The organism is Aeromonas sp. s5 (assembly GCF_040907865.1).
Classification (GTDB): domain Bacteria; phylum Pseudomonadota; class Gammaproteobacteria; order Enterobacterales; family Aeromonadaceae; genus Aeromonas; species Aeromonas dhakensis.
The window spans coordinates 57,983-82,895 of sequence record NZ_JBFOCO010000002.1; the positions used below are offsets into that span (position 1 = coordinate 57,983).

At 61.8% G+C, this 24,913-nt stretch carries 23 protein-coding genes; 10 read left to right on the plus strand and 13 right to left on the minus strand.

From position 1 onward, the window contains the following. Nucleotides 1-40: 40 nt before the first annotated feature. Genes lptD through AB5Y94_RS00310 form a run of 6 tightly spaced genes read left to right on the plus strand, consistent with a single transcriptional unit; the run spans nt 41 to nt 6,794 of the window. Nucleotides 41-2,473 (plus strand): LPS assembly protein LptD, encoded by a 2,433-nt coding sequence (lptD, locus tag AB5Y94_RS00285; RefSeq protein WP_368204449.1) that lies wholly within the window; start codon nt 41-43, stop codon nt 2,471-2,473. 30 nt (nt 2,474-2,503) lie between these two features. Then, nucleotides 2,504-3,802, plus strand: coding sequence for a peptidylprolyl isomerase SurA (surA, locus tag AB5Y94_RS00290; RefSeq protein WP_368204450.1), 1,299 nt, complete (start codon nt 2,504-2,506; stop codon nt 3,800-3,802). Beyond that, nucleotides 3,802-4,797, plus strand: coding sequence for a 4-hydroxythreonine-4-phosphate dehydrogenase PdxA (gene pdxA / locus AB5Y94_RS00295; RefSeq protein WP_368204451.1), 996 nt, complete (start codon nt 3,802-3,804; stop codon nt 4,795-4,797). The genes surA and pdxA overlap by 1 nt, the downstream gene beginning before the upstream one ends. Next, nucleotides 4,787-5,599: a 16S rRNA (adenine(1518)-N(6)/adenine(1519)-N(6))-dimethyltransferase RsmA gene (rsmA, locus tag AB5Y94_RS00300; RefSeq protein ID WP_368204452.1), complete on the plus strand. Its 813-nt coding sequence runs from the start codon at nt 4,787-4,789 to the stop codon at nt 5,597-5,599. Before pdxA ends, rsmA begins: the two co-directional genes overlap by 11 nt. 4 nt (nt 5,600-5,603) lie before the next feature. Continuing rightward, nucleotides 5,604-5,966 (plus strand): Co2+/Mg2+ efflux protein ApaG, encoded by a 363-nt coding sequence (gene apaG, locus AB5Y94_RS00305; protein ID WP_005304166.1) that lies wholly within the window; start codon nt 5,604-5,606, stop codon nt 5,964-5,966. A gap of 6 nt (nt 5,967-5,972) precedes the next feature. Next, a complete protein-coding gene (locus AB5Y94_RS00310; protein WP_019839316.1) occupies nt 5,973-6,794 on the plus strand; it encodes a symmetrical bis(5'-nucleosyl)-tetraphosphatase in 822 nt (273 codons plus the stop codon). A gap of 348 nt (nt 6,795-7,142) precedes the next feature. Here the strand turns inward: AB5Y94_RS00310 and AB5Y94_RS00315 are convergent, their stop codons facing one another. Then, a complete protein-coding gene (locus tag AB5Y94_RS00315; RefSeq protein WP_017763864.1) occupies nt 7,143-7,643 on the minus strand; it encodes a 2TM domain-containing protein in 501 nt (166 codons plus the stop codon). Between the two features lie 233 nt (nt 7,644-7,876). Next, on the minus strand, nt 7,877-8,866 hold the full coding sequence (locus AB5Y94_RS00320) for a luciferase-like monooxygenase (protein ID WP_005304175.1): 990 nt from the start codon (nt 8,864-8,866) through the stop codon (nt 7,877-7,879). Between the two features lie 154 nt (nt 8,867-9,020). On the opposite strand from AB5Y94_RS00320, the gene AB5Y94_RS00325 reads away from it, so the two are divergent. The 3 genes from AB5Y94_RS00325 to AB5Y94_RS00335 all read left to right on the plus strand — a co-directional run bounded on the left by AB5Y94_RS00325 (nt 9,021) and on the right by AB5Y94_RS00335 (nt 12,916). Next, entirely contained in the window at nt 9,021-11,993 is a 2,973-nt protein-coding gene (locus AB5Y94_RS00325) for an HD domain-containing phosphohydrolase (RefSeq protein WP_195878035.1), read from the plus strand. 133 nt (nt 11,994-12,126) lie between these two features. After that, entirely contained in the window at nt 12,127-12,477 is a 351-nt protein-coding gene (locus tag AB5Y94_RS00330; protein ID WP_005304182.1) for a hypothetical protein, read from the plus strand. An 85-nt stretch (nt 12,478-12,562) separates the two neighbouring features. Then, complete coding sequence (locus AB5Y94_RS00335) at nt 12,563-12,916, plus strand: hypothetical protein (protein WP_123245600.1); 354 nt, start codon at nt 12,563-12,565, stop codon at nt 12,914-12,916. A 42-nt stretch (nt 12,917-12,958) separates the two neighbouring features. On the opposite strand, the gene AB5Y94_RS00340 is transcribed toward AB5Y94_RS00335, so the two are convergent. The 5 genes from AB5Y94_RS00340 to rplU all read right to left on the minus strand — a co-directional run bounded on the left by AB5Y94_RS00340 (nt 12,959) and on the right by rplU (nt 18,564). Continuing rightward, entirely contained in the window at nt 12,959-14,653 is a 1,695-nt protein-coding gene (locus tag AB5Y94_RS00340) for an AMP-binding protein (RefSeq protein WP_368204453.1), read from the minus strand. A 169-nt stretch (nt 14,654-14,822) separates the two neighbouring features. Then, entirely contained in the window at nt 14,823-16,193 is a 1,371-nt protein-coding gene (locus tag AB5Y94_RS00345) for a YjiH family protein (protein ID WP_005304191.1), read from the minus strand. A 393-nt stretch (nt 16,194-16,586) separates the two neighbouring features. After that, complete coding sequence (cgtA, locus tag AB5Y94_RS00350; RefSeq protein WP_017763857.1) at nt 16,587-17,789, minus strand: Obg family GTPase CgtA; 1,203 nt, start codon at nt 17,787-17,789, stop codon at nt 16,587-16,589. A 188-nt stretch (nt 17,790-17,977) separates the two neighbouring features. Continuing rightward, entirely contained in the window at nt 17,978-18,235 is a 258-nt protein-coding gene (gene rpmA / locus AB5Y94_RS00355; protein ID WP_005304202.1) for a 50S ribosomal protein L27, read from the minus strand. 17 nt (nt 18,236-18,252) lie between these two features. Continuing rightward, nucleotides 18,253-18,564: a 50S ribosomal protein L21 gene (rplU, locus tag AB5Y94_RS00360; protein WP_005304210.1), complete on the minus strand. Its 312-nt coding sequence runs from the start codon at nt 18,562-18,564 to the stop codon at nt 18,253-18,255. A gap of 242 nt (nt 18,565-18,806) precedes the next feature. On the opposite strand from rplU, the gene ispB reads away from it, so the two are divergent. Then, the gene (ispB, locus tag AB5Y94_RS00365) at nt 18,807-19,778 is read left to right on the plus strand and encodes an octaprenyl diphosphate synthase (RefSeq protein ID WP_010634945.1); all 972 of its coding nucleotides are present in this window, start codon (nt 18,807-18,809) and stop codon (nt 19,776-19,778) included. A gap of 73 nt (nt 19,779-19,851) precedes the next feature. Here ispB and AB5Y94_RS00370 read toward each other — a convergent pair whose 3' ends face one another. The 6 genes from AB5Y94_RS00370 to miaA form a co-directional block, all read right to left on the minus strand. Beyond that, the gene (locus AB5Y94_RS00370) at nt 19,852-20,040 is read right to left on the minus strand and encodes a DUF2065 family protein (protein WP_005304217.1); all 189 of its coding nucleotides are present in this window, start codon (nt 20,038-20,040) and stop codon (nt 19,852-19,854) included. A 127-nt stretch (nt 20,041-20,167) separates the two neighbouring features. After that, nucleotides 20,168-21,052 (minus strand): protease modulator HflC, encoded by an 885-nt coding sequence (gene hflC, locus AB5Y94_RS00375; RefSeq protein ID WP_017763855.1) that lies wholly within the window; start codon nt 21,050-21,052, stop codon nt 20,168-20,170. Between the two features lie 3 nt (nt 21,053-21,055). After that, a complete protein-coding gene (gene hflK / locus AB5Y94_RS00380; protein ID WP_005304223.1) occupies nt 21,056-22,207 on the minus strand; it encodes an FtsH protease activity modulator HflK in 1,152 nt (383 codons plus the stop codon). Nucleotides 22,208-22,298: 91 nt separating this feature from the next. Then, nucleotides 22,299-23,585, minus strand: coding sequence for a ribosome rescue GTPase HflX (gene hflX / locus AB5Y94_RS00385; protein WP_005304225.1), 1,287 nt, complete (start codon nt 23,583-23,585; stop codon nt 22,299-22,301). A 63-nt stretch (nt 23,586-23,648) separates the two neighbouring features. Beyond that, nucleotides 23,649-23,912, minus strand: a complete 264-nt coding sequence (gene hfq / locus AB5Y94_RS00390; RefSeq protein WP_005304228.1) for an RNA chaperone Hfq — start codon at nt 23,910-23,912, stop codon at nt 23,649-23,651. 70 nt (nt 23,913-23,982) lie between these two features. Next, on the minus strand, nt 23,983-24,900 hold the full coding sequence (gene miaA, locus AB5Y94_RS00395; protein WP_017782112.1) for a tRNA (adenosine(37)-N6)-dimethylallyltransferase MiaA: 918 nt from the start codon (nt 24,898-24,900) through the stop codon (nt 23,983-23,985). Nucleotides 24,901-24,913: the final 13 nt, after the last annotated feature.

Here is a 24,913-nt window from a genome sequence, read left to right on the forward strand (position 1 = left end):
GAATCAGCCGTAGCTACCACGGATTGCGCGAGTCTTTCACATGACAAAACGGACACTGGGATACTCCTATCCCATCGCCCTGACCATCAGCCTTGTTCCTGCCCTGACCCCTGCCATCGTGCAGGCAGCGCCGCTGACGCCGCCTCCCGCCACCGGGATCCTGGACGGGCTCTGCTATGACTATGTCCCCAAGATTGAAAAACTGGCGCCCGGCACCGACGCCAATGCCCAGCCCGTGGAGGTGGATGCCGATCGCCTCGAAGCCAAGCAGGGCGGCACCGCCGTCTATCAGGGCGACGTCAAGGTGCGCCAGGGCGTGCGCAAGTTCGATTCCGACTACGCCGAGCTCGATCAGAAGAGCCGGGACGTCATCGCCATCGGCAACATCTATTACAACGACGGCCAGATCACGGTCACCAGCGACAAGACCCTGAAATCCAACCTGGATACCAAGAATTCCGAGCTGGAAGAGGGCAAGTATCAGGTGCATGGCTCGCCGGTGCGCGGCTCTGCCGACCGGGTCACCATGACCAACAACAACCAGAACATCACCCTGGAAGGGGCCCAGTACACCACCTGCCCACCGGGCCAGGAAGTGTGGACCCTGAAGGCGGGCAGCATCGACATCGATCAGACCGAGGTGTTCGGGGAAGCCTGGAACGCCAGCCTCTGGCTCTACGACTATCCGGTGTTCTACTTCCCGTACATCAACTTCCCCATCAAGGATGAGCGCAAGACGGGCCTGCTCTACCCGGGTTACACCCAGAGCTCCAAGAACGGCATGGACATCACCCAGCCGTTCTACTGGAACATAGCCCCCAACTACGATGCCACCATCACCTCCCGCTTCATGGACAGACGGGGCCTGATGGAGCAGGTGCAGTTCCGCTACATGCCGGATCCGGCCCACGTGGGCAGCCTCTATTTCGAGAACCTGGCCAACGACAAGCAGTACGACGAGACCCCGAGCCTCAACCAGGCCATGTCCGACGGGCACCGCTACCTGTTGAATGCCCGTCACACCTCCATGTTCATGGACAACGCCATGCGGGTATCAATGGACTACACCAAGGTGCGGGATCGGGATTACAACTACTTCAACGACTTCTCCCCCAAGGTGGGTACCCAGGTCGACAACCAGTTGCAGCAGTCCCTGATGGCCGGTTACTTCCAGCCCAACTGGAACATCAACACCGAGGTGCGCACCTACCAAATCTTGCTGGCCAGCGCGCAGCAGCCCCACGAGCTGATGCCGCGCATCAACCACAACTACTACCAGCAGGGCAGCTGGTATGATCTGGCCTGGAATACCGAGATCACCAAGTTCGGCTACAACAATGCCCAGGCTATCGAGCAAAACAAAGGTAGCGCCTACACCGGCACCCGGGTCTACACGGCCCCGACCCTGACCATGCCGCTCATTGACGAGGCTGGCTACTACCTCGACAGCCAGTACAAGCTGATGTACACCCGCTACGATCAGGAAGTGCCGGACAACATGAGCCAGACCTTCGTCAACCGCTTCACCCCTGCAGGCGCCAACGGAGTCACCCTGGATGAAGGGATCATCACCCGCACCCTGCCCTCATTCCGCCTCAAGGGCGGCATGACCTTCGAGCGCAACCAGAACTGGTTTGGCGGCGATGCCAACCAGACCCTGGAGCCGGAGTTCCAGTACCTCTATGTGCCCTACAAGGATCAGGACAACATAGGGGTCTATGACTCCACCACCATGCGCCAGGACTACTACAGCCTGTTCAGCGACCGCCGCTACGCCGGCCTGGATCGCATCAGCGACTCCAACAGAGTCTCCATCGGCCTCACCAGCCGGGTATATGATGAGGTCGGCGATGAACGAATTCGGCTGGCCGTTGCCCAAGCTTTCGATTTCGTTGCGCCCAGGGTCAAGCTCTATCCCAGCGAGACCCTGACCACCAACACCCGCTCCCCGCTCTCCTTCGAGGGGGATGCCAAGATCAACGAGCAGTGGTTTGCCCATGCCGGCGCGCAATATGATATGGACCAGAGCAGGCTCAGCTCCGCCAACAGCGCCCTCGAGTATCGCCACGAGAAGCTGATCAGCCAGTTGAACCACCGTTTCGTGCGCGACGCCAACTACGATCTCGAAAACCGGGGACAGGTCACCGACCTCAACCAGATCGGCCTGCTGTTGACCACACCGCTCAACGATCAGTGGCACCTGTACGGGGGTTACTACCAGGAGCTCAACCAGAGCGTGAAGTCTGATCGCAAGGTGGGCTTGAAGTACGACTCCTGCTGCTGGAGCATCAACTTCAACCTGGAGTGGGTCAACACTCCGGACAACGTGACGCTGCGTCCGACTTCGGAGCGCAGCCTGGGCATTCAGTTTGAAATGAAAGGATTGGGTAGCGTGGGTACCGGCTCCAAGGGCACCTCCCTTGACACCGAAGCACTGCCTTACATTCGTCCGTTTAACCTGCGAGACCAATAAGCGGTCTGGCAAACGCCTTGAGAGATGGATATGAAGAAGACGTTGATTTCCCTGCTGACTGCAGGCCTGTTCGGAGCCATGAGCCAGGGTGCCTTCGCCGCCCCCGAGCTGATGGACAAGGTGCTTGCCGTGGTCAACAAGGACGTGGTGCTGGCTAGCCAGCAGGAGGCCCTGGTTCAGAAGGTCAAGATCTCCGCCCAGGAAAACGGCCAGTCCCTGCCCGATGACGCCACCCTGCGCAAACAGGCGCTGGATCGCCTGATCCAGGAGAGCCTGCAGTTGCAGCTGGCCGAGCGCCAGGGCCTCAAGATCAGCGATACCCAGCTGGAGCAAGCGATCCAGAGCATCGCCGCCGACAACAAGATGACCCTGGATCAGCTGCGTGCCCAGCTGGATCGCGAGGGGCTGACCTATGCCCAGTATCGGGAAGAGGTGCGCCGCGAGATCCTGATGAACGAGGTGCGCCGCAACCAGGTGCGCCGCCGCATCAACATCTCCGAGCAGGAGGTGAAGCAGGTAGTGGATATCCTGGCCAAGCAGGGTCAACAGCAACAGCAGTACCATGTCGGCCACATCCAGGTTGCCCTGCCGGACAACCCGAGCGCCGAGCAGCTCAACGCCGCCAAGAGCAAGATTGAACGCATCCTGGCCGCCCTCAAGCAGGGCGCCGACTTCCGCAAGATGGCCATTGCCGAGAGCAGCGGACCCAAGGCGCTGGAAGGGGGTGACTGGGGCTGGATGAGCCCGCAAGAGATGCCGACCCTGATGGCCGAAGCGGTGCAGGGTGCCAAGAAGGGCGACATCGTCGGCCCGCTGCGCTCCGGTGCCGGTCTGCACATCATCAAGGTGTTCGACAGCAAGGGCCAGCAGCAGGTGGTGCAGACCGAAGTGCGCGCCCGCCACATCCTGATCAAGCCCTCCATCATCCTGAGCGAAGAGAAAGCCAAGGGGATGCTGGACGGCATCCTGCATGACATCAAGAGCGGCAAGGCGAGCTTCGCCAGCCTGGCGGAGAAGTACTCCGAGGATCCGGGCTCTGCAGTGCAGGGTGGCGAACTGGGCTGGTCCGATCCCAACGTCTACGTGCCCGAGTTCCGCGACATGGTCAACCGCCTGCAACCGGGCCAGATCAGCGAACCCTTCCGCACTACCCACGGCTGGCACATCGTCCAGCTGGAAGAGCGCCGCAGCCAGGATGCCACCACCAAGGCCCAGGAGCAGCGCGCCTATCAGCTGATCTACAACCGCCGCTTCACCGAAGAGTCCCAGGCCTGGCTGGACGAGCTGCGTGACGAGGCCTACATCCAGACCGAAGGCGCCGGCAGCTGATGACCTGTCGTCGCCTTGCCATTACCCCGGGTGAACCGGCCGGGATCGGCCCGGATCTGGTGCTGCAGATTGCCCAGCAGGATTGGCCGCACCAGCTGGTGGTGATCGCCGATCCGGCGCTGCTGCACGAACGGGCCGCCCTGCTGGGGCTGCCCGTCGAGCTGCTGCCCTATGATGCCGGTCAGCCGGCACAACCGCAGCGGGCGGGCACACTCACCGTCTGCCCTGTTCCCCTCGGCGCCGCCGTGATACCGGGCAAGCTGGACGAGGGCAATGGTGCCTACGTGCTGGCCACCCTGCAGCGCGCCTGCGACGGCAACATGAGCGGCGAATTTACCGCCGTGGTGACCGGGCCGGTGCACAAGGGGATCATCAACCAGGCTGGCGTGTCATTCAGCGGTCACACCGAGTTCTTCGCCCAGCAATCCAACACCGCCGACGTGGTGATGCTGCTGGCGACAGAAGGGCTGCGGGTCGCGCTGGCGACCACCCACATTCCGCTGGCCTATGTGGCGATGGCCATCACCGAGGATCGCCTCGGCAAGGTGATCCGCATCCTGGATGCGGATCTCAAAGCCAAGTTCGGCATCGCCAAGCCCCGCATTTACGTCTGCGGCCTCAACCCCCACGCCGGGGAAGGCGGCCACCTCGGCCGTGAAGAGATTGACGTGATCGAACCTGCCCTGGCCGGCCTGCGCCAGGAGGGGATCGATCTGGTCGGCCCGCTGCCGGCCGATACCCTGTTCCAGGAGAAATACCTCAAGGATGCGGATGCGGTACTCGCCATGTACCACGACCAGGGGCTGCCCGTGCTCAAATACAAGGGCTTCGGCAGTTCGGTCAATATCACCCTTGGACTCCCTTTCATCCGCACTTCGGTGGATCACGGCACCGCTCTGGATCTGGCAGGCAAGGGCCTGGCCGACTCCGGCAGCCTGATCACCGCGATCAACCACGCCATCAAGATGGTAGAGAAAAAAAGATATGAGCAGTAAGGTGCACATGGGCCACACGGCCCGTAAGCGTTTCGGTCAGAACTTCTTGCACGATCGCTACGTGATCGACCAGATCGTGGCCGCCATCAATCCGCAGCCGGGTCAGAACCTGGTGGAGATAGGCCCGGGTCTGGCCGCGCTGACCGAGCCGGTCGCCGCCCAGATGGACAAGATGACCGTGGTCGAGCTTGACCGGGATCTGGCGGCGCGCCTGCGCGATCACCCGACCCTGAAGGACAAGCTCACCGTCATCGAAGCCGATGCCATGCGTTTTGACTTCAGCACCCTGATGGGGGAAGGCAAGGGGCCGCTACGCATCTTCGGCAACCTGCCCTACAACATCTCCACCCCGCTCATCTTCCACCTGTGCGAGTTCGCCGATCGGGTAGAAGACATGCACTTCATGCTGCAAAAGGAAGTGGTGCTGCGTCTGGCCGCCGGCCCGGGCAGCAAGGCCTATGGCCGTCTGAGCGTGATGACCCAGTACTACTGCCAGGTAGTGCCTGTGCTGGAAGTGGGCCCTGGCGCCTTCAAGCCGGCGCCCAAGGTGGATTCTGCCGTGGTCCGTCTGATCCCGCACAAGAACCCGACTATCGTCGCGAAAGACATTCGTTGCCTGAACCGGGTCTGCACCGAGGGCTTCGGCCAGCGTCGCAAGACCATTCGCAACAGCTTCTCCAACTTCATCACGGACGCCCAGCTGACCGAACTTGGCATCGATGGCAACCTGCGCCCGGAGAACCTCTCCCTCGAGCAGTTCGTCATGATCGCCAACTGGCTGGCGGATCAGCCAAAGGCCTGATCCCGTGGCAACCCCGCACATCCTGGTCCGCCCATACCCCTCGTATGTGGCGGATAGCAAAGACCCTTACCAGTTCCACTATCTCATCGAGATCGAGAACCTGGGGCCCGGCCCGGCGCAACTGCTGCGCCGGCGCTGGCTCATCACCGATGCCAATGGCAAGATGCTGGAAGTCGAAGGCCCCGGCGTGGTCGGCGAGCAGCCGGTCATCGCCCCCGGCGAGACCTTCCGCTATCAGAGCGGCGTACCGCTGGCCACCCCGCTCGGCGTGATGGAAGGGAGTTATACCCTGCAAGACGAGTCGGGGCAGCAATTCGAGGTGCCCATCGCACCCTTTACGCTGGCCGTCCCCCACATTATCAACTGAGGTTTCATGGCGAACTGTTTTGTTGGCGATATCCAGGGCTGTTACGACGACTTGCGCCGTCTGCTGGATCTGGCCGAGTTCGATCCCGCTAACGACGTACTCTGGCTGTGCGGCGATCTGGTCGCCCGCGGCCCGGATTCCCTCAACACCCTGCGCTTCGTCAAAGGGCTGGGCAACCGTGCCGTCACCGTGCTCGGCAACCACGATCTGCACCTGCTGGCGGTCGCCGATGGGGTCGCCCCGCTCAAGAAGAAAGACAGGCTGCAGGAGCTGATGGACGCCCCGGATCGGGACGAGCTGCTGGAGTGGCTGCGCCACCGCCCGCTGCTGGCGGAGCACCCCGACCTGCCCATCATGATGGTGCATGCCGGCATCTCCCCGGCGTGGGACGCCCGCACCGCCCGCAACTGTGCCCGCGAGGTGGAAAGCCTGCTGCGCGGTGATCAGTACCAGTGGCTGCTGCACAACATGTATGGCGATCAGCCCGATGGCTGGCAGGACGATCTGGTCGGGATCGAGCGCTACCGCTACATCATCAACACCTTCACCCGGATGCGCTTCTGCTATTTCGACGGCCGGCTCGACTTCAAATGCAAGAAGGGCCCCACCGAGTCGACCCCGGGCCTGCGCCCCTGGTTCGAGCAGCGCGAACACCATGTGGATGACCCCATCCTAGTGTTCGGCCACTGGGCTGCCCTGATGGGCAACACCGGCAAGCCGGATATCAAGGCGCTCGACACCGGCTGTGTCTGGGGCAACAGCCTCACCCTGTGGCGTTATGAAGATGATGCCCTGATCGCCACCCCCTGCCCTACCTACGCCAAGTAATGGTGAGGCGAGCGTCTGGACAACAAGAGCCTCACTCTGTGGCGTTATGAAGATGATGCCCTGATCGCGACCCCCTGCCCCACCTACGCCAAGTAATGGTGAGGGAGCGAGCGTCTGGACAATCAGAGCCTCACCCTGTGGCGCTATGAAGATGATGCCCTGATCGCGACCCCCTGCCCTACCTACGCCAAGTGACGATAAGCGGCTGAACCTGAGCAACCCTGTGGTGCCATGAAGATGATGCCCTGATCGTCACTCACTGTCCCGCCAACGCCAAGTAGGCTGCAGACAATAAAACAAAACAGGCCCGGTATTGCCGGGCCCGTTTTTTATGGTGCACTGCTCACCCTAGAGCTTGCGTCCCAGTCGTTTCTCGATCTGCTGTCGCTCCCACTCGGGGCCGAACAGCTTGAAGGGCTGGAACAGGTTGATGGCATGGGAGATCAATCCCAGCCCCCAGCCCAGTGCCGGCCACCAGGCCCAGATATAGCCCGGGTTGCTCAGATAGTTGATGACAAACAGCCCGCATATTACCAGCAGGTAGCTGGCGATGTGGTAATAGAAGCCCTTGAGCCCCTCCACATAACGCATGGCGGCCCGCTCCTCTACCGATACCCGGATCTGATCCCGTTCCATCGTGTCACTCCCTCTCATCTCATGCTCCTGTTGGCTTGTACCGTCAAGTTGCGCCACCTCGAGCTCAAAGACGGCGGCCAGGGCCTTGAGGGATTCCAGTCCGGGCTGCTGACCCTGCTCGATCCGCTGAATGGTGCGAACGCTCAGGCCGGTAAAGGCGGCCAACTGCTCCTGTGACCAGCCCCGCTGCAATCTCAACTTCCTGACGATCATCTCGAACTCCTTGTGGTTGATTGACGGGGCCAGCATAGGATCAGGAGGGTGGCATGCGACACGACAGCAGCCTGACACCAACCTGACTTTCCTTTTAATTCAGTGCATTAGATAAAATAGAGAGGGCAGAAACCCCATCTTTCCTCCCCACAACGCCCCCTCTCGATGACCTGACAGCAGGGCGACAGAGGCGCTTCTAGCAAGATAGCGCCCTGCTCTTCGGGGAGTCGAGCTTATAGCGCCTGCATCAGCTCGGCGGCAATTTCAAAGGAGCGCAGCCGCGCCTGATGATCGACGATGGGACCGTTGAACATCAGCTCGTCGGCCCTGGTTTCCGCCAGCAACGCCTTGAGGCCGTGGCGTACCTGATCCGGGTTGCCCACCAGCGAGCGGGCCAGGGTCTGCTCCATCGCCACCAGCTCGCGTTCGGACCACTCCTCGCTCAGTTCGACGACGGGCGCCGGCAACTTGCCCGCGTTGCCGCGATGCAGGCGCAGAAACTGCTGCTGCAGGGTAGTGAACTGGAAGCGCGCCTCCCGCTCGCTGTCGGCGGCGATCATGTTGATGCAGACCACCGCATGGGGCTTGGGCCAGCGGGCGGAGGGGCGATACTGGGCGCGGTAAATTTCCAGCGCCTGCAGCAGCATGGCGGGGGCGAAGTGGGAGGCAAAGCCGAACGGCAGCCCCATGGCCGCCGCCAGCTGGGCGCTGTAGAGGCTGGACCCCAGCAACCAGATGGGCAGATGCAGCCCCTGGCCCGGTACCGCCTGCACCGCGCCCACCTCGTCGCCAAAGTAGTCCATCAGTTCGCGCACATCCGCCGGGAAGTCATCCACCTCGCCGCTGCGCTGGCGTCTGAGCGCCCGCATGGTGCGCTGATCGGTGCCCGGCGCGCGGCCAAGGCCGAGATCGATGCGATCCGGATAGAGTGACGCCAGGGTGCCGAACTGCTCGGCAATGACCAGCGGCGAGTGGTTCGGCAGCATGATGCCGCCGGCGCCGATGCGCAGGGTATTGGTGCCGCCGGCCAGGTGGCCGATCAGCACCGAGGTGGCGGCACTGGCGATGCCCGGCATGTTGTGGTGCTCGGCCAGCCAGTAGCGGTTGTAACCCCAGCGCTCGGCATGGCGAGCCAGATCCAGCGAGCGGCGAAACGACTCGGCCGGCTGGGAGCCTTCGGCAACGGGCACCAGATCGAGCACGGAATAGGGGATGGCAGACATGGGTCACTCCATTGATTCACAGACCAGTAACAAGGGGGCAATGTAGCACGGGATACCTGAATGAATCACCTGATCGGCCGGCAAAATTGACGGACACGGGTTCCGGGAGCGCCAGCAGGGTTAGTTTCTCTCTGTCACATCCCGATCTCTCTGAATGGGTTATTGTGTTTATTGTCATCCTGCAGGCACACTGCAGGTTGATCGTCTCTGCAATCGCCCGTGTGACAAGGATGTGTCCATGACAACTGCCAGGCCAGGTCGTAAACCCTTCTATGTGCATATCGCCACCCTCTTCATCCTGCTGTTTACCCTGCTCGGCAGCGCCCTCATCGCCTTGCAGTTCCAGCAAGGGGCCCGCCAGGGGCTGGAGCACGAGCGACAGAACTTTCTGCAGTATCGCCAGCAGCTGGCCCTCGCCCTGCAGCTGAACGAGCGGCCGGCCCGCATGTCGCTGAGCCTGCTGCGCAGCGGCCAGCTGGCGGCCATGACCAACCTGACCGACCGTCTGGCCTACCTGCCGCAACTGGCGGAGGTGCTGGCCAACAGCCCCAGCTATGGGGCCGTCTATGCCGGCTACGAGGATGGCGACTTTTTTCTGGTGCGCAAACTGACCGAGCGGGCCAAGACCCAGCTGGGGGGCGTGCCGGCCGCCAGCAGCCTGCTGGTGCAGAGCCTCAGTCAGGGCAAGGGAGAGTTTCTCTATTTCGATCAGCGGCTGAGCCTGCTCGAGCGGCGCCCCATGCCGAACTACCGCTACGATCCCCGCAGCCGCGACTGGTACAAGCAGGCCCGCTGGCGAGCGGGGATCGCCACCACCAACCCCTACCTCTTCTTCACCACCAAGGAGCCTGGCATGACCCTGGCGGTGGAGAGCGACGACAGACGCGCCGTGATCGGGCTCGACACCAGCGTCGAGGGACTGTCGGCCCTGATCGGCAAGCTGCAGCTGCCCGCCCAGAGCCAGGTGATCCTGTTCGATGAGTACGCCACCCTGCTGGCCGCCGATCCCAGACACCTGCCCAGCTTCGAGCAACTGAGCCAGCTGCCCATGCTGGCCAGCCTACCCCATCCGGCCCTGGCGGACCTGCAACAACGGATCATCAGCCAGCCCACCTTGCTGAACGACCCGGCCGAGCTCAACCTGACCGCCGCCGATGGCAGCGACTGGCTGGTCAACCTCTCCCCCCTCGGGAGCGACTCCCCCTTCCATATCGCCCTGCTGGTGTCGGCCGACCTGCTCTATCAGCAGGCCAGAGACGAGGCCCTGGTCAATCTGGGCTGGGCGCTGGCGGGCCTGCTGCTGCTGCTGCCGGTGATCTGGCTGGTCTCGCGGCGTACCGCCACCCCGCTGCTGGCGCTTACCAAGGAGGCGGAGCGGATCCAGCACTTCGATTTTGGCGAGAGTCGGGTCCCCGAGTCTTCCATCCGCGAGATCGACGATCTGGCACATACCATGTCCGGCATGCGGCTGACTCTCGGCAACTTCATGAACATGGGACGGGCGCTGGCGGCCGAACACCGCTTCGACTCCCTGCTCAGCCGCATCCTGCACGAAACCATCGCCGCGGTGCAGGCCGAAGGGGGTTGTCTCTACCTGGCTCAGGAGCAGGGGATGGTGGCGGTGCAGGCGCTGTGGCGCAAAGCGCCGCTGCCGGCCGGGCAGATCCGCTGGCAGCAGGCCCTGTTTGGCGAGCTGGCCCGGGGCGAGCGGCTCAGCCTCGCCATCGACCAGCAGGGCTGGCAGCAGCATCTGGCCGACTGGGGCCCCTTCCCCGGCCCCTGCCAGCTGGTGGCCGAGCCCCTGCGCAACCATCGCCAGGAGCTGATCGGCTGCCTGCTGCTGATCCTGCCTGACTGCTCGGCCCGTGAACTGGCCTCGCGCATCAGTCTGATCGAGGCGCTGGCGGGCACCTCGGCCTCTGCCATCGAGAATCAGCGCCTGCTGGAGGAGCAGAAACAGTTGCTGGAGTCCTTCATCGAGCTGATGGCCGGCGCGATCGACGCCAAGAGCCCCTACACCGGCGGCCACTGCCAGCGGGTGCCGGAGCTGACCCGGATGCTGACCGAAGCTGCCTGTGCCCAGCAGCAGGGGCCGTTCGCCGAGTTCCGGCTCAACGAGGAGGAGTGGGAGGCCATCCATATCGCCAGCTGGCTGCACGACTGCGGCAAGGTGACCACCCCCGAGTTCGTGGTGGACAAGGCCACCAAGCTGGAGACCCTTTACGATCGGATCCACGAGATCCGTACCCGCTTCGAGGTGCTCAAGCGCGACGGCTACATCGAGGCGCTGGCGGCCCGCCTGCCGGCGTCGGAGCGGGAAGCGGCCAGGGCGACGGTGGCGCCGCTCTGGAGCACCCTGGACGAGGAGTTCGCCTTCGTCGCCGAGTGCAACCTGGGCGGCGAATGGATGGCACCGGAGAAGCTGACCAGGCTGGATGCCATCGCCAGCCGCACCTGGCTGCGCACCCTGGACGATCGGCTCGGCATCAGCCGGGAGGAGCTCAAGCTGCGCCAGGGGGAGCCGGCTGCACCGCTGCCCTGCGTCGAGCCCCTGCTGGCGGACAAGACCGCCCACCTCATCCCCCGCCCCGTCCACGATCAGCTGGACGAGCGCAATCCCTGGGGCTTCAAGGTGCGGGTGCCGACCCATCTCTACAACCGCGGCGAGCGCTACAACCTCGCCATCGGGCGCGGCACCCTCACCGAGGAGGAGCGCTACAAGATCAACGAGCACATCATCCAGACCATTCGCATGCTCGAACGTCTCCCCTTCCCCCGCCATCTGCGCAGCGTGCCAGAGATTGCCGGCGGCCATCACGAGCGGATGGACGGCAAGGGCTACCCGCGCCAGCTGCTGGGCAGCCAGATGAGCATCCCCGCCCGCATCATGGCCATCGCCGACATCTTCGAGGCGCTGACCGCCAGCGATCGCCCCTACAAATCGGGCAAGACGGTCTCCCAGTCGCTGGCCATCATGCAGAGCATGGTGCGCGAGCAGCACATCGATCCCGCCCTGTTTGCCCTGTTCGTCAGCAGCGGCATCTGGCGCGATTACGCCGGGAGATTCCTCGCCCCCGAGCAGCTAGATCAGGTGGATGAAAGCGCCCTGCTGGCCGGGCTGGCCTAGGGCCGGGTCATATTTTCTTACATTTGCGGACTGGCCTGAACGCCCCCGGCTGGTTATAACGGTGCCCCTATAGCGAAGGGGGAGCAATAGACTCCCCCTCACTCTTTGTCACACCACACTGTTCAGGTTATCTATGTCAAAACATCTCATCATGCTGGGCGCGCTGACGCTCTCCGGCTGCTCCCTGTTGTCTCCCCCCGCCCCCACCGTCACCCCGGTGCACCTAGCCGATGCCAGCCAGCGCGGCTTCTACATCGAGTGCAGCAGCATGACGGCCTGCTTCCAGCAGGCCAACCAGACCTGCCCGCAGGGCTACCAGGAGACGGATCGCCGTCAGCAGACGCTCTACAGCACCCAGTACACGGCGGGCAGCTATGACGACGAGAAGAAGGTCTACAAGGCTGGCAAACCCTATCGCATGGCCAACACGGTGCACTCTCTGACCATCCAGTGTCCGGTCGATATGGGCATCACGCCGCGCTGATCCGCGCTTTGCGGCCGGCACGAGGCTGATGGCCCCGGCCGGCCGCTAGCCACCCTTTTCTTGTTTCATCGAGCACAACTCTCTTATGTCACCCCGAATTTTCCTGCTGGGCAGCCTCTTGCTGTCCGGCTGCGCCCTGCTGCCGGCGCCCGCCACCGTCACCGAACTCGCTTCAGCTAATCCCGCACTGCAACGCTTCCAGATCGAGTGCGCCGCACTGGAGGAGTGCCAGCAGCAGGCGACGCTGAGCTGCCCGCTCGGCTATCAGGAGACCGATCGCCGCCAGCGCATCTTCACTTCCCATCAGATGAGCATGGGGGCCGCCGATCCGATGACGGGGTTTCGCCCAAGCTTCCCCCAGAGCAGCACCTTCACCACCCATACCCTGCTGGTGCAGTGCCCCCGCAAGCCGGCACAGCCCCACCCGCTGGGACGCTGACAAAAAAGGGCCCGCAGGCCCTTTTTTCCGATGTCGCCACGCTCAGCGCATCCCCTCGGCGTGCTGGCGGGCCAGCTCGTCGCTCATCAGTTCCCGCATCCTGAATTTTTGCAGCTTGCCGGTTACCGTCATGGGGTACTCCTCCACGAAACGGATGTATCTTGGAACCTTGAAATAGGCGATGCGGGCCGACAGGAACTGCTTCAGCTCCTCCTCGCAGGCCTCCTGGCGGGGCCTGAGCTTGACCCAGGCACACACCTCCTCGCCATAGCGCTCGCTGTCGACCCCGAACACGGCTGCATCCTGCACCGCCGGATGATCATAGAGCCGCTCCTCGATCTCGCGCGGGTAGATGTTCTCGCCACCGCGAATGATCAGCTCCTTGCTGCGTCCGACGATCCGCACATAGCCCTCTTCATCCATGATGCCGATGTCCCCCGAGTGCAGCCACCCTTCCTCATCTATGGTATCCGCCGTCTTGACCGGATCCTGCCAGTACCCCTGCATCACCCCGTTGCTGCGACAGCAGATCTCGCCCCGCTCGCCGATGGCCACTATCTCTCCGCTGGGGTCGACCAGCTTGATCTCGGTGTGACCGATGGCGCGGCCGACCGTGGTGACCCGCTTGTCCAGCGGCGCATCGATGGCGGTCATGTGATTGATGGGACTGCACTCGGTCTGGCCGTAGGCGATGGTCACCTCGGTCATGTGCATCAGGGTCTGCACCTTGCGCATCAAGGGCTCGGGGCAGATGGCACCGGCCATGATGCCGGTGCGCAGGGAGGAGAGATCGAACTGGTCAAACTCCGCCAGCTCCAGCTCGGCGATGAACATGGTCGGCACCCCGTGCAGGGCGGTGCAGCGCTCCTCGCTCACCATCCGCAGGGTGGCCGCCGGATCGAAGGCTTCGGCCGGAAACAGGGCGCAGGCCCCCACACTGATGCAGACCAGATTGCCGAGCACCATGCCGAAACAGTGGTAGAGCGGCACCGGGATGCAGAGCCGATCCTGCTCGCTGAACGCCATGCCTTGCGCCACCTGGCGGCCGTTGTTGAGGATGTTGCTGTGACTGAGGGTAGCCCCCTTGGGGTTGCCCGTGGTGCCCGAGGTGAACTGGATGTTGATGGCGTCATCGGGTTTGAGGGTGGCGGCCACTCGGGCCAGCCAGGCCGGATCCTGCCGGTCGCCCAGTACCAGCACCTCGGGGAAGTTGAGCATGCCGGCGCTTTGCTGCTCCCCGAGCCGGATCACCATCTCCAGGCTTGGCAGCCGGGATGATGTCAGGCGGCCTGGCGGACAGCTAGCCAGCTCGGGGGCCAACTCGCCCAGCATGGCGAGGTAGTCGCAGCCCTTGAACGCGCTGGCGCAGATCAGGGCCCGACAGCCCACGTTGTTGATGGCAAAGGCGAGCTCGTAGCTGCGGTAGGCGGGGTTGATGCAGACCATGATGGCCCCTATGCGGGCCGTTGCGAATTGCACCAGGCACCACTCGATGTTGTTGGGCGACCAGATGCCGACCCGATCCCCTGGCCGGATCCCAAGCGCCAGCAGGCCCAGCGCCAGCCGGTCTATCTGGGTCAGGTATTCCCGGTAGTTCCAGCGGATCTGCTGGTGGCGCACCACCACGGCGGGCCGCTCGGGGAAACGTTCCGCCACCTCTTGCAGGTAGGCGCCTATGGTCTGGTGAAGCAGCGGCTGATCGCAAGGACCGGCCCGGTAGCTGAGCAGTGAGGTCATGGGGTGACTCCTGGCCACATAGGTTGGAATTGCCTACTGCTCGGCTGGCGTGTTTTTTCAGCTTGTTACATTAATGTAAATTCAGGCCTCATAAAAGACTCACTTTGGTCTAATAGTGACCATAAAAAAACGGCCAACCGAAGTTGACCGTTTACAAACGCGGGGCAGATCAGAACAGCAGGTGCGCCACCCCGGCGATGACCGGCAGGGTGATCAGGGTGCGCAACAGGAAGATCACGAACAGCTCCCACAGCTTGACCGGGATCTTGCTGCCCAGCAGCAGGGCACCCACTTCCGACATGTAGATGAGCTGGGTGACCGACATGGCGGCGATCACGAAGCGGGTCATCTCGCTCTCGATGGTGGAGGCCAGCACCGCCGGGATGAACATGTCGGCGAAGCCCACCATGATGGTCTTGGAAGCGGCTTCCGCCTCCGGCAGTTGCAGCAGCTCCAGCAAGGGGACGAAGGGGGCCCCCAGCCAGTTGAAGATGGGGGTGTGCTCGGCCAGCATCAGGGCACAGGTACCCACCGCCATCACCACCGGCAACACGCCAAACACCATGTCCAGGGCATTCTTCACCCCTTCCCGCGCCACGGCGCCGAGATCCGTCATGCTGTCGGCCTTGGTCAGGGCCCGCTCATAGCCATAGCTCAGCACGCTGTGCTGATGGGGGATCGCCTCCTGCTTGCGGCACAGGGGAGTACCGTCGCTGTAGACATCCTTCTTCCAGGAGAGCGGCGGCAGGCGCGGCACCACGATGGCGGCCACTACCCCGGCCAGGCAGACGGTCAGGTAGAAGGGCACGAACATGTGCTCCAGCTTCACCTGGGAGATCACCACCAGGCAGAAGGTGATGGAGACGGCAGAGAAAGTGGTGCCGATGACGGCGGCTTCCCGCTGAGTGTAGAACTTGCCTTCGTACTGTTTGCTGGTGAGCAGGATGCCGACGCTGCCATCCCCGAGCCAGGAGGCGAAGCAGTCCACCGCGGAGCGGCCCGGCAGGCGGAACACGGGACGCATGATGCGGGTCATCATGGTGCCGACGAACTCCAGCAGACCAAAATCGAGCAGCAGCGGCAGCAGCAGGCCGGCGAAGATGAAGACGGAGAACAGCACCGGCAGCAGATCGTGCAGCACCAGGCCACCGGTTGCCCCGGAACGCAGCACCTCGGGACCGGCCTCGAAGAAGGTCAGCAGCACGAAGATGCCGCCAAGCACCCGTACGCAGGCCCAGAAGGGTGAGACGTTGAACAGGCTGTTGAGGAAGGGGCGCTTCACCAGGATCGCCGGCTTGAACAACCAGGCGATCAGGGTCATCAGCATGGTGGTGGTGATGATGGCGCTGACCATGGCCACCAGATAGTCGGCAAACACCCTCTGTACCAGCTTCGCCAGTACGGCTACCGGGATGGTGACGTTGCCGTCATAGAGAACGGGGGTCATGAACAGCAGGATCCCGATGAGTGACGGGACCAGGAACATCAGCACGTTGCGACGGGTATTGAGCGCAGGTGCTTGCAGAGTCTTTTCCAGCATGGTTTACAGCCTTAATGTTACTTTTCCTTAGCCAGGCAAACCTGCATACCCATGCTCTCACCCGACAAAACGGGCGCAAGAATACTCCAAAAAAATGCACAAACAAGCTTTTAATGGATCATTTCAAGCATAAATATTTTTACAGGCAAACCTTCCATAAGAATGTACCCAAACAGATGCGCATATCAATTCATTACAAATGGTTAGCACATTGTTTCGTTAAGGTTACATTCAGGAGCGCAGTATAATCAGTTGCGGTTGGCAGGCAATAAGTGACATAAGAAATATATCTATATGGTGATCCAGTCGATCCCCATAAAAAAACCGGAGCCTGGCAAGGCTCCGGTTTTTCAGCGGCGGGTGGCTGCACTGTGCCCACCCGCAGGATGAGGGTCAGTCACGCACGTAGATGACTTCCACGCCATCATCGTCTTCGTCGTCCCAGTCATCGTCGTCCAGCGACTCGTCAAACGCCTTGGAGGCAGCCAGCGCATCCGCTTCGGCCTTGGCCAGCTGGTTCTTGTGGTAGTCGTCCCACTTGAACTCCACCTTCTCGATGGCTTCCTTGGCATCTTCCGCCAGCTGACGGGGCATGGTATCCAGCAGATCCAGGATGTCGTAGCAGACCTTCTTGGTCCCTTCCTTGCTAATGGCGGTGATGGCGTAAACCGGCCCTTCGTGGTTCAGGGCGGCCTTCACGCGCTCCATCACTTCACCTGCCTCTTCTTCCAGGATCAGGTCCATCTTGTTGAACACCAGCCAGCGTGGCTTGCTCGCGAGCTCCGGGCTGTACTTCTCCAGCTCACGGACGATGGTCACGGCATTCTCGGCCGGATCGGAACCATCCACCGGGCAGATATCCACCAGATGGACCAGCACGCGGCAGCGCTCGAGGTGCTTGAGGAAGCGGATACCGAGGCCGGCGCCTTCGGCAGCACCCTCAATCAGACCCGGAATGTCGGCAATGACGAAGGAGCGGGAGTTCTCGCCACGCACCACCCCCAGGTTAGGCACCAGGGTGGTGAAGGGGTAGTCGGCCACTTTCGGGCGGGCCGCAGAGACGGCGCGGATGAAGGTGGACTTGCCGGCGTTGGGCAGGCCCAGCATGCCGACGTCAGCCAGCAGCAGCAGCTCCAGCTTCAGGGTACGTACTTCACCCGGGGTGCCGTTGCTCTTCTGGCGCGGCGCACGGTTGACCGAGCTCTTGAAGCGGGTGTTGCCAAGACCGTGGAAGCCGCCCTTGGCAACCAGCAGCTTCTGCTCATGGTGGGTCAGATCCCCCAGCAGTTCGCCGGTATCTTCATCGGTCGCACGAGTACCGACCGGCACGCGCAGGATCTTGTCCTTGCCGCGACGACCGGTACAGTTGGCGCTCTGGCCATTCTCGCCACGCTCGGCGGCATGGAAACGCTCGAAACGGTAGTCGATCAGGGTGTTCAGGTTTTCATCGGCAACCAGATACACGTCGCCACCGTCACCGCCGTCACCGCCGTCCGGGCCGCCGTTTGGAATGTACTTCTCCCGGCGAAAGCTCACACAACCGTTACCACCGTCACCGGCATCGACTCGAATCTGGACTTCATCAACAAACTTCATAGGTAACCGTCACCTTAATTCGAAAAACCGATACGCCATTATAGTGGTACAGACCACTGCGGGCGATACGCATCTTGCCAGTCGCCCCTTCAGAGCCAGGGTCGGCTGCGTGCCGTTTTTTCGTCAACTACATCAGAAAAACAAAAGCCCCGCCTGTTGGCGGGGCTTCGGATCCTTGCGGTCCGTAATTACTCAGCAACGATGCTTACGTACTTACGGTTCAGCGGACCTTTGACTTCGAACTGCACCTTGCCGTTCGCGGTAGCGAACAGGGTGTGGTCCTTGCCCAGACCAACGTTCTCACCAGCGTGGAACTTGGTGCCGCGCTGACGAACGATGATGCTGCCAGCCAGAACTGTTTCGCCGCCGAAACGCTTCACGCCCAGGCGTTTAGCTTCTGAATCGCGGCCGTTGCGGGATGAACCGCCAGCTTTTTTGTGTGCCATCTATCGTACTCCTCTAATTAAGCGCTGATGCCAGTGATTTTGACTTCAGTGAACCACTGACGGTGGCCCGCTTGCTTACGGTGGTGCTTACGACGACGGAACTTGACGATAGTCACTTTCTCGCCACGGCCGTGAGCCACAACTTCAGCTACAACCTTGCCACCTTCAACGAAAGGAGCACCTACTTTAAAAGTGTCGCCTGCAGCAACCATCAGCACTTCGTTGAAGTCGATGGTAGCGCCAGTCTCAACGTTCAGCTTTTCCAGACGAACGATTTGACCTTCGGCCACACGGTGTTGTTTTCCGCCGCTTTGGAATACCGCGTACATTTGATTAACTCCGTAAAGGCGTGTCTTTTGCTCAAGGCCAGACACGCGCAAAAACCTATAACAATGGGCGGGCATTCTACGCAAATCGATTTGCTCAGGCAAGGCCAATTTAGCAAAAAGTTTATTTTGTGCGCATATCTGCCGCCGTGAATAAACGCTTAACTGTAACCCATTGTGAAATCGTGTAGAATCCCCGCCATTGCTAAAATCGCAGTCATCACTGCCGTCACGTTATGAGACTTATGGACCAACAGACTATCCGTGCGCTCTGTGCCGCCGACATGACGGCGGTCAATGAACTGATCCTGGCGCGACTCCAGTCCGATGTCAGCCTGATCAACCAGCTGGGTTTCTATATTGTCAGTGCAGGCGGGAAACGGATGCGCCCCATGCTGACCGTCATGGCCGCCCGCGCACTGGGATATGAGGGTGAGGATCACCTGAAACTGGCTGCCATCATCGAATTCATTCACACTTCCACCCTGCTGCACGACGACGTGGTCGACGAATCCGACCTGCGCCGCGGCCGGGAGACCGCCAACGCCATGTTCGGCAACGCCGCCAGCGTCCTGGTGGGTGACTACCTCTACAGCCGCTCCTTCCAGATGATGAGCGAGCTCTCCAACCTGCGGGTGATGGAGATCCTCTCCGAGGCCACCAACACCATCGCCGAAGGGGAAGTGCTGCAGCTGATGAACTGCAACGACCCGGATACCACCGAAGAGAGCTACATGACGGTCATCTATTGCAAGACCGCCAAGCTGTTCGAAGCCGCCACCCGTCTCGCCGCCGTGCTGACCCATCAGCCCGCGCCCATCGAACAGGCGATGACCGACTACGGCAAGTATCTGGGCACCGCCTTCCAGATCATCGACGACGTGATGGACTACTGCTCCCAGAGCGACGAGATGGGCAAGAACGTGGGCGACGATCTGGCCGAAGGCAAGCCGACCCTGCCGCTGTTGCGTGCCATGGAAGTGGGTAGCCCGGAAGAGCGCCAGCTGGTGCGCGACGCCATCGAGCACCGCAACGGCATGGAGCACCTCGACCGGATCCTGGCCATCCTCGACCGTACCGGCGCGCTGGAGTACTCCCGCATGCGGGCCCGGGAAGAGGCCGACAAGGCCATCGCGGCCCTCGCCATCCTGCCGGACTCCCGGCACAAGCAGGCACTGGAAACCCTGGCCCACATGGCGGTGCAGCGCAGCGCCTGATGCTCAGCCGGAAATAAAAAAGAGGCCATTGGCCTCTTTTTTATTGTCTGGCAAACACAGCCAGGCTCATCCTTTAACGCGCCAGCGCCCACAAGATAACGGCCCCGGCCACCACCAGACAGCCGCCGATGCGGCGCAACTGCTCGGCCGGTTGATCGCTCAGCAGCCGCAACATCTGCTGCCAGGCGCGCGGCATCAAGAGCGGCCCCAGCCCTTCGAACAGCAGCAGCAAGCCCAGCCCCATCAGGATGGATGTCAGCATGCAACCTCCTTTCTCGCCTGAATGCGCCTCAACCACAGCGCTTCACACACAGCCACCCGCTGCCAGCCAATGACCGGCAAACAAAAGGGCCTGAATCATCAGGCCCTTGGGTCAAATCACGACGAGCTTACTGCTTGTTGCCGTGCGGCGACTTGAGGTAGCGGAAGAACTCGCTGTCCGGCTTGAGGACCATCAGGTCGTTGCCACCGGCGAAGCTCTTGCGATAAGCCTCCATGCTGCGCACGAAGCTGAAAAACTCCGGGTCTTTCTTGTAGCTGTCGGCATAGATCTTGGCGGCCTCGGCATCCCCTTCACCACGCAGCTGACGAGCATTACTCTCGGCATCGGCGATCATGACGGTCACCTTGCGGTCGATGTCGGCACGCAGGATCTCGGCCTGCTCGCGGCCCTGGGAGCGATGCTCACGGGCTACCGCGGTCCGCTCGGCACGCATCCGCTGATAGATGGAGCTGGAGACTTCCACCGGCAGGTTGATCTGCTTGATACGCACATCCACCACCTTGATGCCGAGCTCGGAGGAGCGCGCCATCTTCATCAGGGCATCTTCCATCACGGTACTGCGCTCGCCAGAGACGATATCCTTGATGGTGCGGTTACCGATCTCGGAACGCAGACCGTTGTTGATCTTGCGCTTGAGCAGGTCTTCGGCCTGGATCTTGTTGCCACCACCGGTTGCCAGGTAGTACTTGGAGAAGTCCTCGATCTTCCACTTCACGTAGGAGTCGATGATGAGGTCCTTCTTCTCGGAGGTGACGAAGCGATCCGCCTGCCCTTCCAGGGTCTGGATACGGGCATCCATCTTGCGAACCTGGTCGATGAGCGGCACCTTGAAGTGCAGGCCCGGCTCGTACAGACGCGGCTCGCCGGATTCAACCCGCTTCACCTTGCCGAACTGCACCACGATTCCCTTCTGGCCTTCATCCACGATGAAGACCGAAGAGAAGCAGACCATGGCGGCCACAGCGATGACACCAATAGCTAGCTTTTTCATCTATCAGTTTCTCCCTGAGCTGAAACGGTCGCCGCTGCGCAGCGGGGTCGGCGTGGAGTTGGCCCCTTCGTTGGACGGCGGGGTTTGTTCTACCACCGGCGCACCTGCCGGACGAGCCGGTTGCACCGCGTTGGCCTTGCCGGAGAGCTTGTCGAGCGGCAGGTAGATCATGCTGTTGTTGCCAGCCGGCATGTCGACCACCACCTTGTTGGCCTGCTGATAGAGCTCTTCCATGGTTTCCAGGTAGATACGATCACGGGTCAGCTCGGGCGCAGCCTGATACTGGGGCAGCAGCTCGTTGAAGCGAGCGACTTCACCCTTGGCCTTCAGCACGATCTGGGACTTGTAGGCTTCGGCCTCCTGCTCCAGGCGCTTGACCTGGCCGCGGGCCTTCGGCTCCACTTCACGGGCATAGGCTTCGGCTTCACGAATGAAGCGCTGTTCATCTTCCTGAGCGGAGATGGCGTCATCGAACGCATCCTTCACCTCTTCCGGCGGACGCGCCGGCAGGAAGTTGACGTCGACGATCTGCAGACCCATGTGATAGGGCTCGATGATGCTGTCGATCACCTGCCAGGTCTCCTGACGCACCTTCTCACGACCCGTGGTCAGCACGTCGTCCATCCGGGTGTGACCCACCACGTAGCGCAGGGCGCTGTCGGTCGCCTGACTCAGACTCTCGTCGGCGTTGGTGACGCTGAACAGGTACTGCTCGGGATCGACCACGCGATACTGCACGTCCATCTCGACCCGCACCACGTTCTCGTCCTGGGTCAGCATGAAGCCGGAAGCCGGCAGGGAGCGGACCGACTCCACGTCCACCGGGATCACCCGGTCGATGAAGGTCGGTTTCCAGCGCAGGCCCGGATCCACGTTGTGGGAGTACTCACCAAAGCGCAGCACCACGCCACGCTCGGCTTCGCGAATGGTATAGAAGCCGCTGACGACCCACACCACTACCGCCACCACCAGCGCGATGGAGAGGCCGAACTTGCCGACGTCACCACCACCCGATTTACCGCCACCCAGCAGACCACCAAAACGGCGGCTCACCTTGCGCAGCATCTCGTCCAGATCAGGGGGTCCCTGATTCTTGCCGTTGTTCCCCCAGGGGTCACGGTCTTTGCCGTTATTACCAGGCTCATTCCAAGCCATCAGCGTCTCCATTAATACATGCGGATGGATATCATCTCTATCGGGCCATCAACCGTTGATGAAGCCAGCAAACATTCATCTCATCGACGAATCAATGCCTGATAAAGCGTTGTAAACTCTCACCTTCTTGCTTCACGAGGCGGTTCCAGTCAGCCAGTTGCAGGCGGACTTCCAACACAAAATCCCCCTCCTCGCTGAAACCTTCCTGCTCGATGCCCTTGAGGCGATAGAGCGCACTGCGCAATCTGGCGGCCGAAGGGGGCAACTGCAGGGTGTGGTGCACCATGGAGCCGGCCAGCAGCTCGGTCAGGGCAACAAACAGATCGTCACACCCCTCGCCGGTCTGGGCAGACAGCCAGACCCGCACCGGGCGCCCCTCTTCGTCCCTCTCCAGCCCGACCGGGTGTTCACCCAGCTTGTCGATCTTGTTGCAGATCATCAGCTGGGGCCGGTCATCGGCTTCGATCTCGGCCAGCACCTGCTGCACCGATTCGATATTCTCCTGCATCTGCTCGTCGGCACAGTCCACCACGTGCAGCAGCAGATCCGCTTCGCGGGTCTCCTGCAGCGTCGCCTTGAAGGCCGCGACCAGATCATGGGGCAAGTGTCGAATAAATCCAACTGTATCCGCCAGAATCACATCACCCACATCCCGGATCACCAGTTTGCGCAGGGTCGGATCCAGGGTTGCGAACAATTGGTCGGCAGCATACACGCTGGCAGCTGTAAGTTGGTTGAACAAAGTGGACTTTCCGGCGTTGGTGTAACCCACCAGAGAAACGGTCGGTACCTCGTTGCGGTTGCGGGCACGACGTCCCTGTTCCCGCTGCTTGGCCACCTTGTCGAGCCGGCGCAAAATCGCCTTGATGCGTTCACGCAACAGGCGGCGGTCGGTTTCCAGCTGGGTTTCACCCGGGCCGCGCAGGCCGATCCCCCCCTTCTGACGTTCAAGGTGGGTCCAGCCTCGTACCAGGCGAGTAGAGAGATGGCGCAACTGGGCCAGTTCGACCTGCAACTTGCCTTCGTGAGTACGGGCACGCTGAGCGAAGATATCGAGGATCAGGCCGGTCCTGTCCACTACCCGGCACTGGAACAGACGCTCCAGGTTGCGCTCCTGGGCAGGGGTCAGGGCATGGTTGAAGATGACGACGTCGGCGTCCAGCATCTGGACTTGGGACGCGATCTCTTCAGCCTTGCCGCTGCCGACAAAAAATTTGGCGCTGGGCGCACTGCGGCTGGTGGTGATCACCCCCAGCGCATTGACCCCGGCCGAGCTCACCAGCATCTTGAGCTCTTCCAGATCCTCCCGCTCACCCTCATCACTGAAGTTGACATGTACCAGAACGGCCTGTTCGCCGGCTTCATAACGGTCAAACAAGCGCTTGCTCCTTGACAGGAATCATGATGAATCTGGGTTGACGAGTCGCCTCGTCCCGGGATATCACGCCTCGGCTTCACCCTGCTCTTCGCCAGCCGCGCCCTGGGCGTGCTGGTGATGGTTGACGGCACGGGCCGGCACCACGGTGGAGATGGCGTGCTTGTAGACCATCTGGCTCACGGTGTTCTTCAGCAAAATGACAAACTGGTCAAACGATTCGATCTGACCCTGCAGCTTGATGCCGTTCACCAAATAGATAGAAACAGGAATCCGCTCACGGCGCAGCGCATTCAAAAACGGGTCTTGGAGAGATTGCCCCTTAGCCATCTTCTTTTCCTTATAGTTTGTTGTTTTTAAACACCGGATATCAATATAACAACCTGATTATACAGGAGTGTCAAGCCACTCCGGCACGGGCAACGACCCTTGCCAGATTGCCAGACTCACCAGATTCCAACCAGGTCACATCAGACCAACCGCGCAACCAGGTCATTTGACGCTTGGCCAACTGGCGGGTGGCAACAATTCCGCGATAGCGCATCTCATCATACTCCACTTCCCCCGCCAGGTAGTCCCACATTTGGCGGTATCCCACGCAGCGGATGGAGGGAAGATCCGGGGTGAGATCGCCCCGTTGGTAGAGGCCCCTGACCTCCTGTTCAAAGCCACCCTGCAGCATCTTGTCAAAGCGCAGCTCGATGCGCTGGTGCAGCACGGCGCGATCGCTCGGTGCGATGGCAAACTGCAGCACGCGATAGGGCAACCCCTCCCCCTGCACCTGGGTCAGCTCGGTGAGGGTCTTGCCGCTGATGCGGTAGACCTCGAGCGCCCGGCTGAGCCGTTGCGGGTCATTGGGATGGATGCGGGCCCCGGCCACCGGGTCGATGCGCACCAGCTCATCGTGCAGTGCCTGCCAGCCAAGGCGGGCGGCTTCCTCCTCGATGCCGGCCCGAATGGCGGGGTCGGCGGAGGGCAACGGAGAGAGTCCCTCCAGCAGCGCCTTGAAATAGAGCATGGTGCCGCCCACCAGCAGCGGAATGCGGCCGCGATCGGCGATCTCTTTCATCTCCCGCAGCGCATCGCGGCAAAAATCGGCCGCCGAATAGCTCATGGCGGGATCCAGGATGTCGATCAGCCGGTGCGGCGCCTGCGCCAGTTCGGCCGGCGTAGGCTTGGCGGTGCCGATATCCATGCCGCGATAGATGAGCGCGGAATCCACGCTGATGATGTCGCAGGGCAGTGCCTGGCACAGTTCGATGGCGAGATCCGTCTTGCCGGAGGCTGTCGGCCCCATCAGAAAAATTGCAGTCGGCAAGTCAGCCACGTGA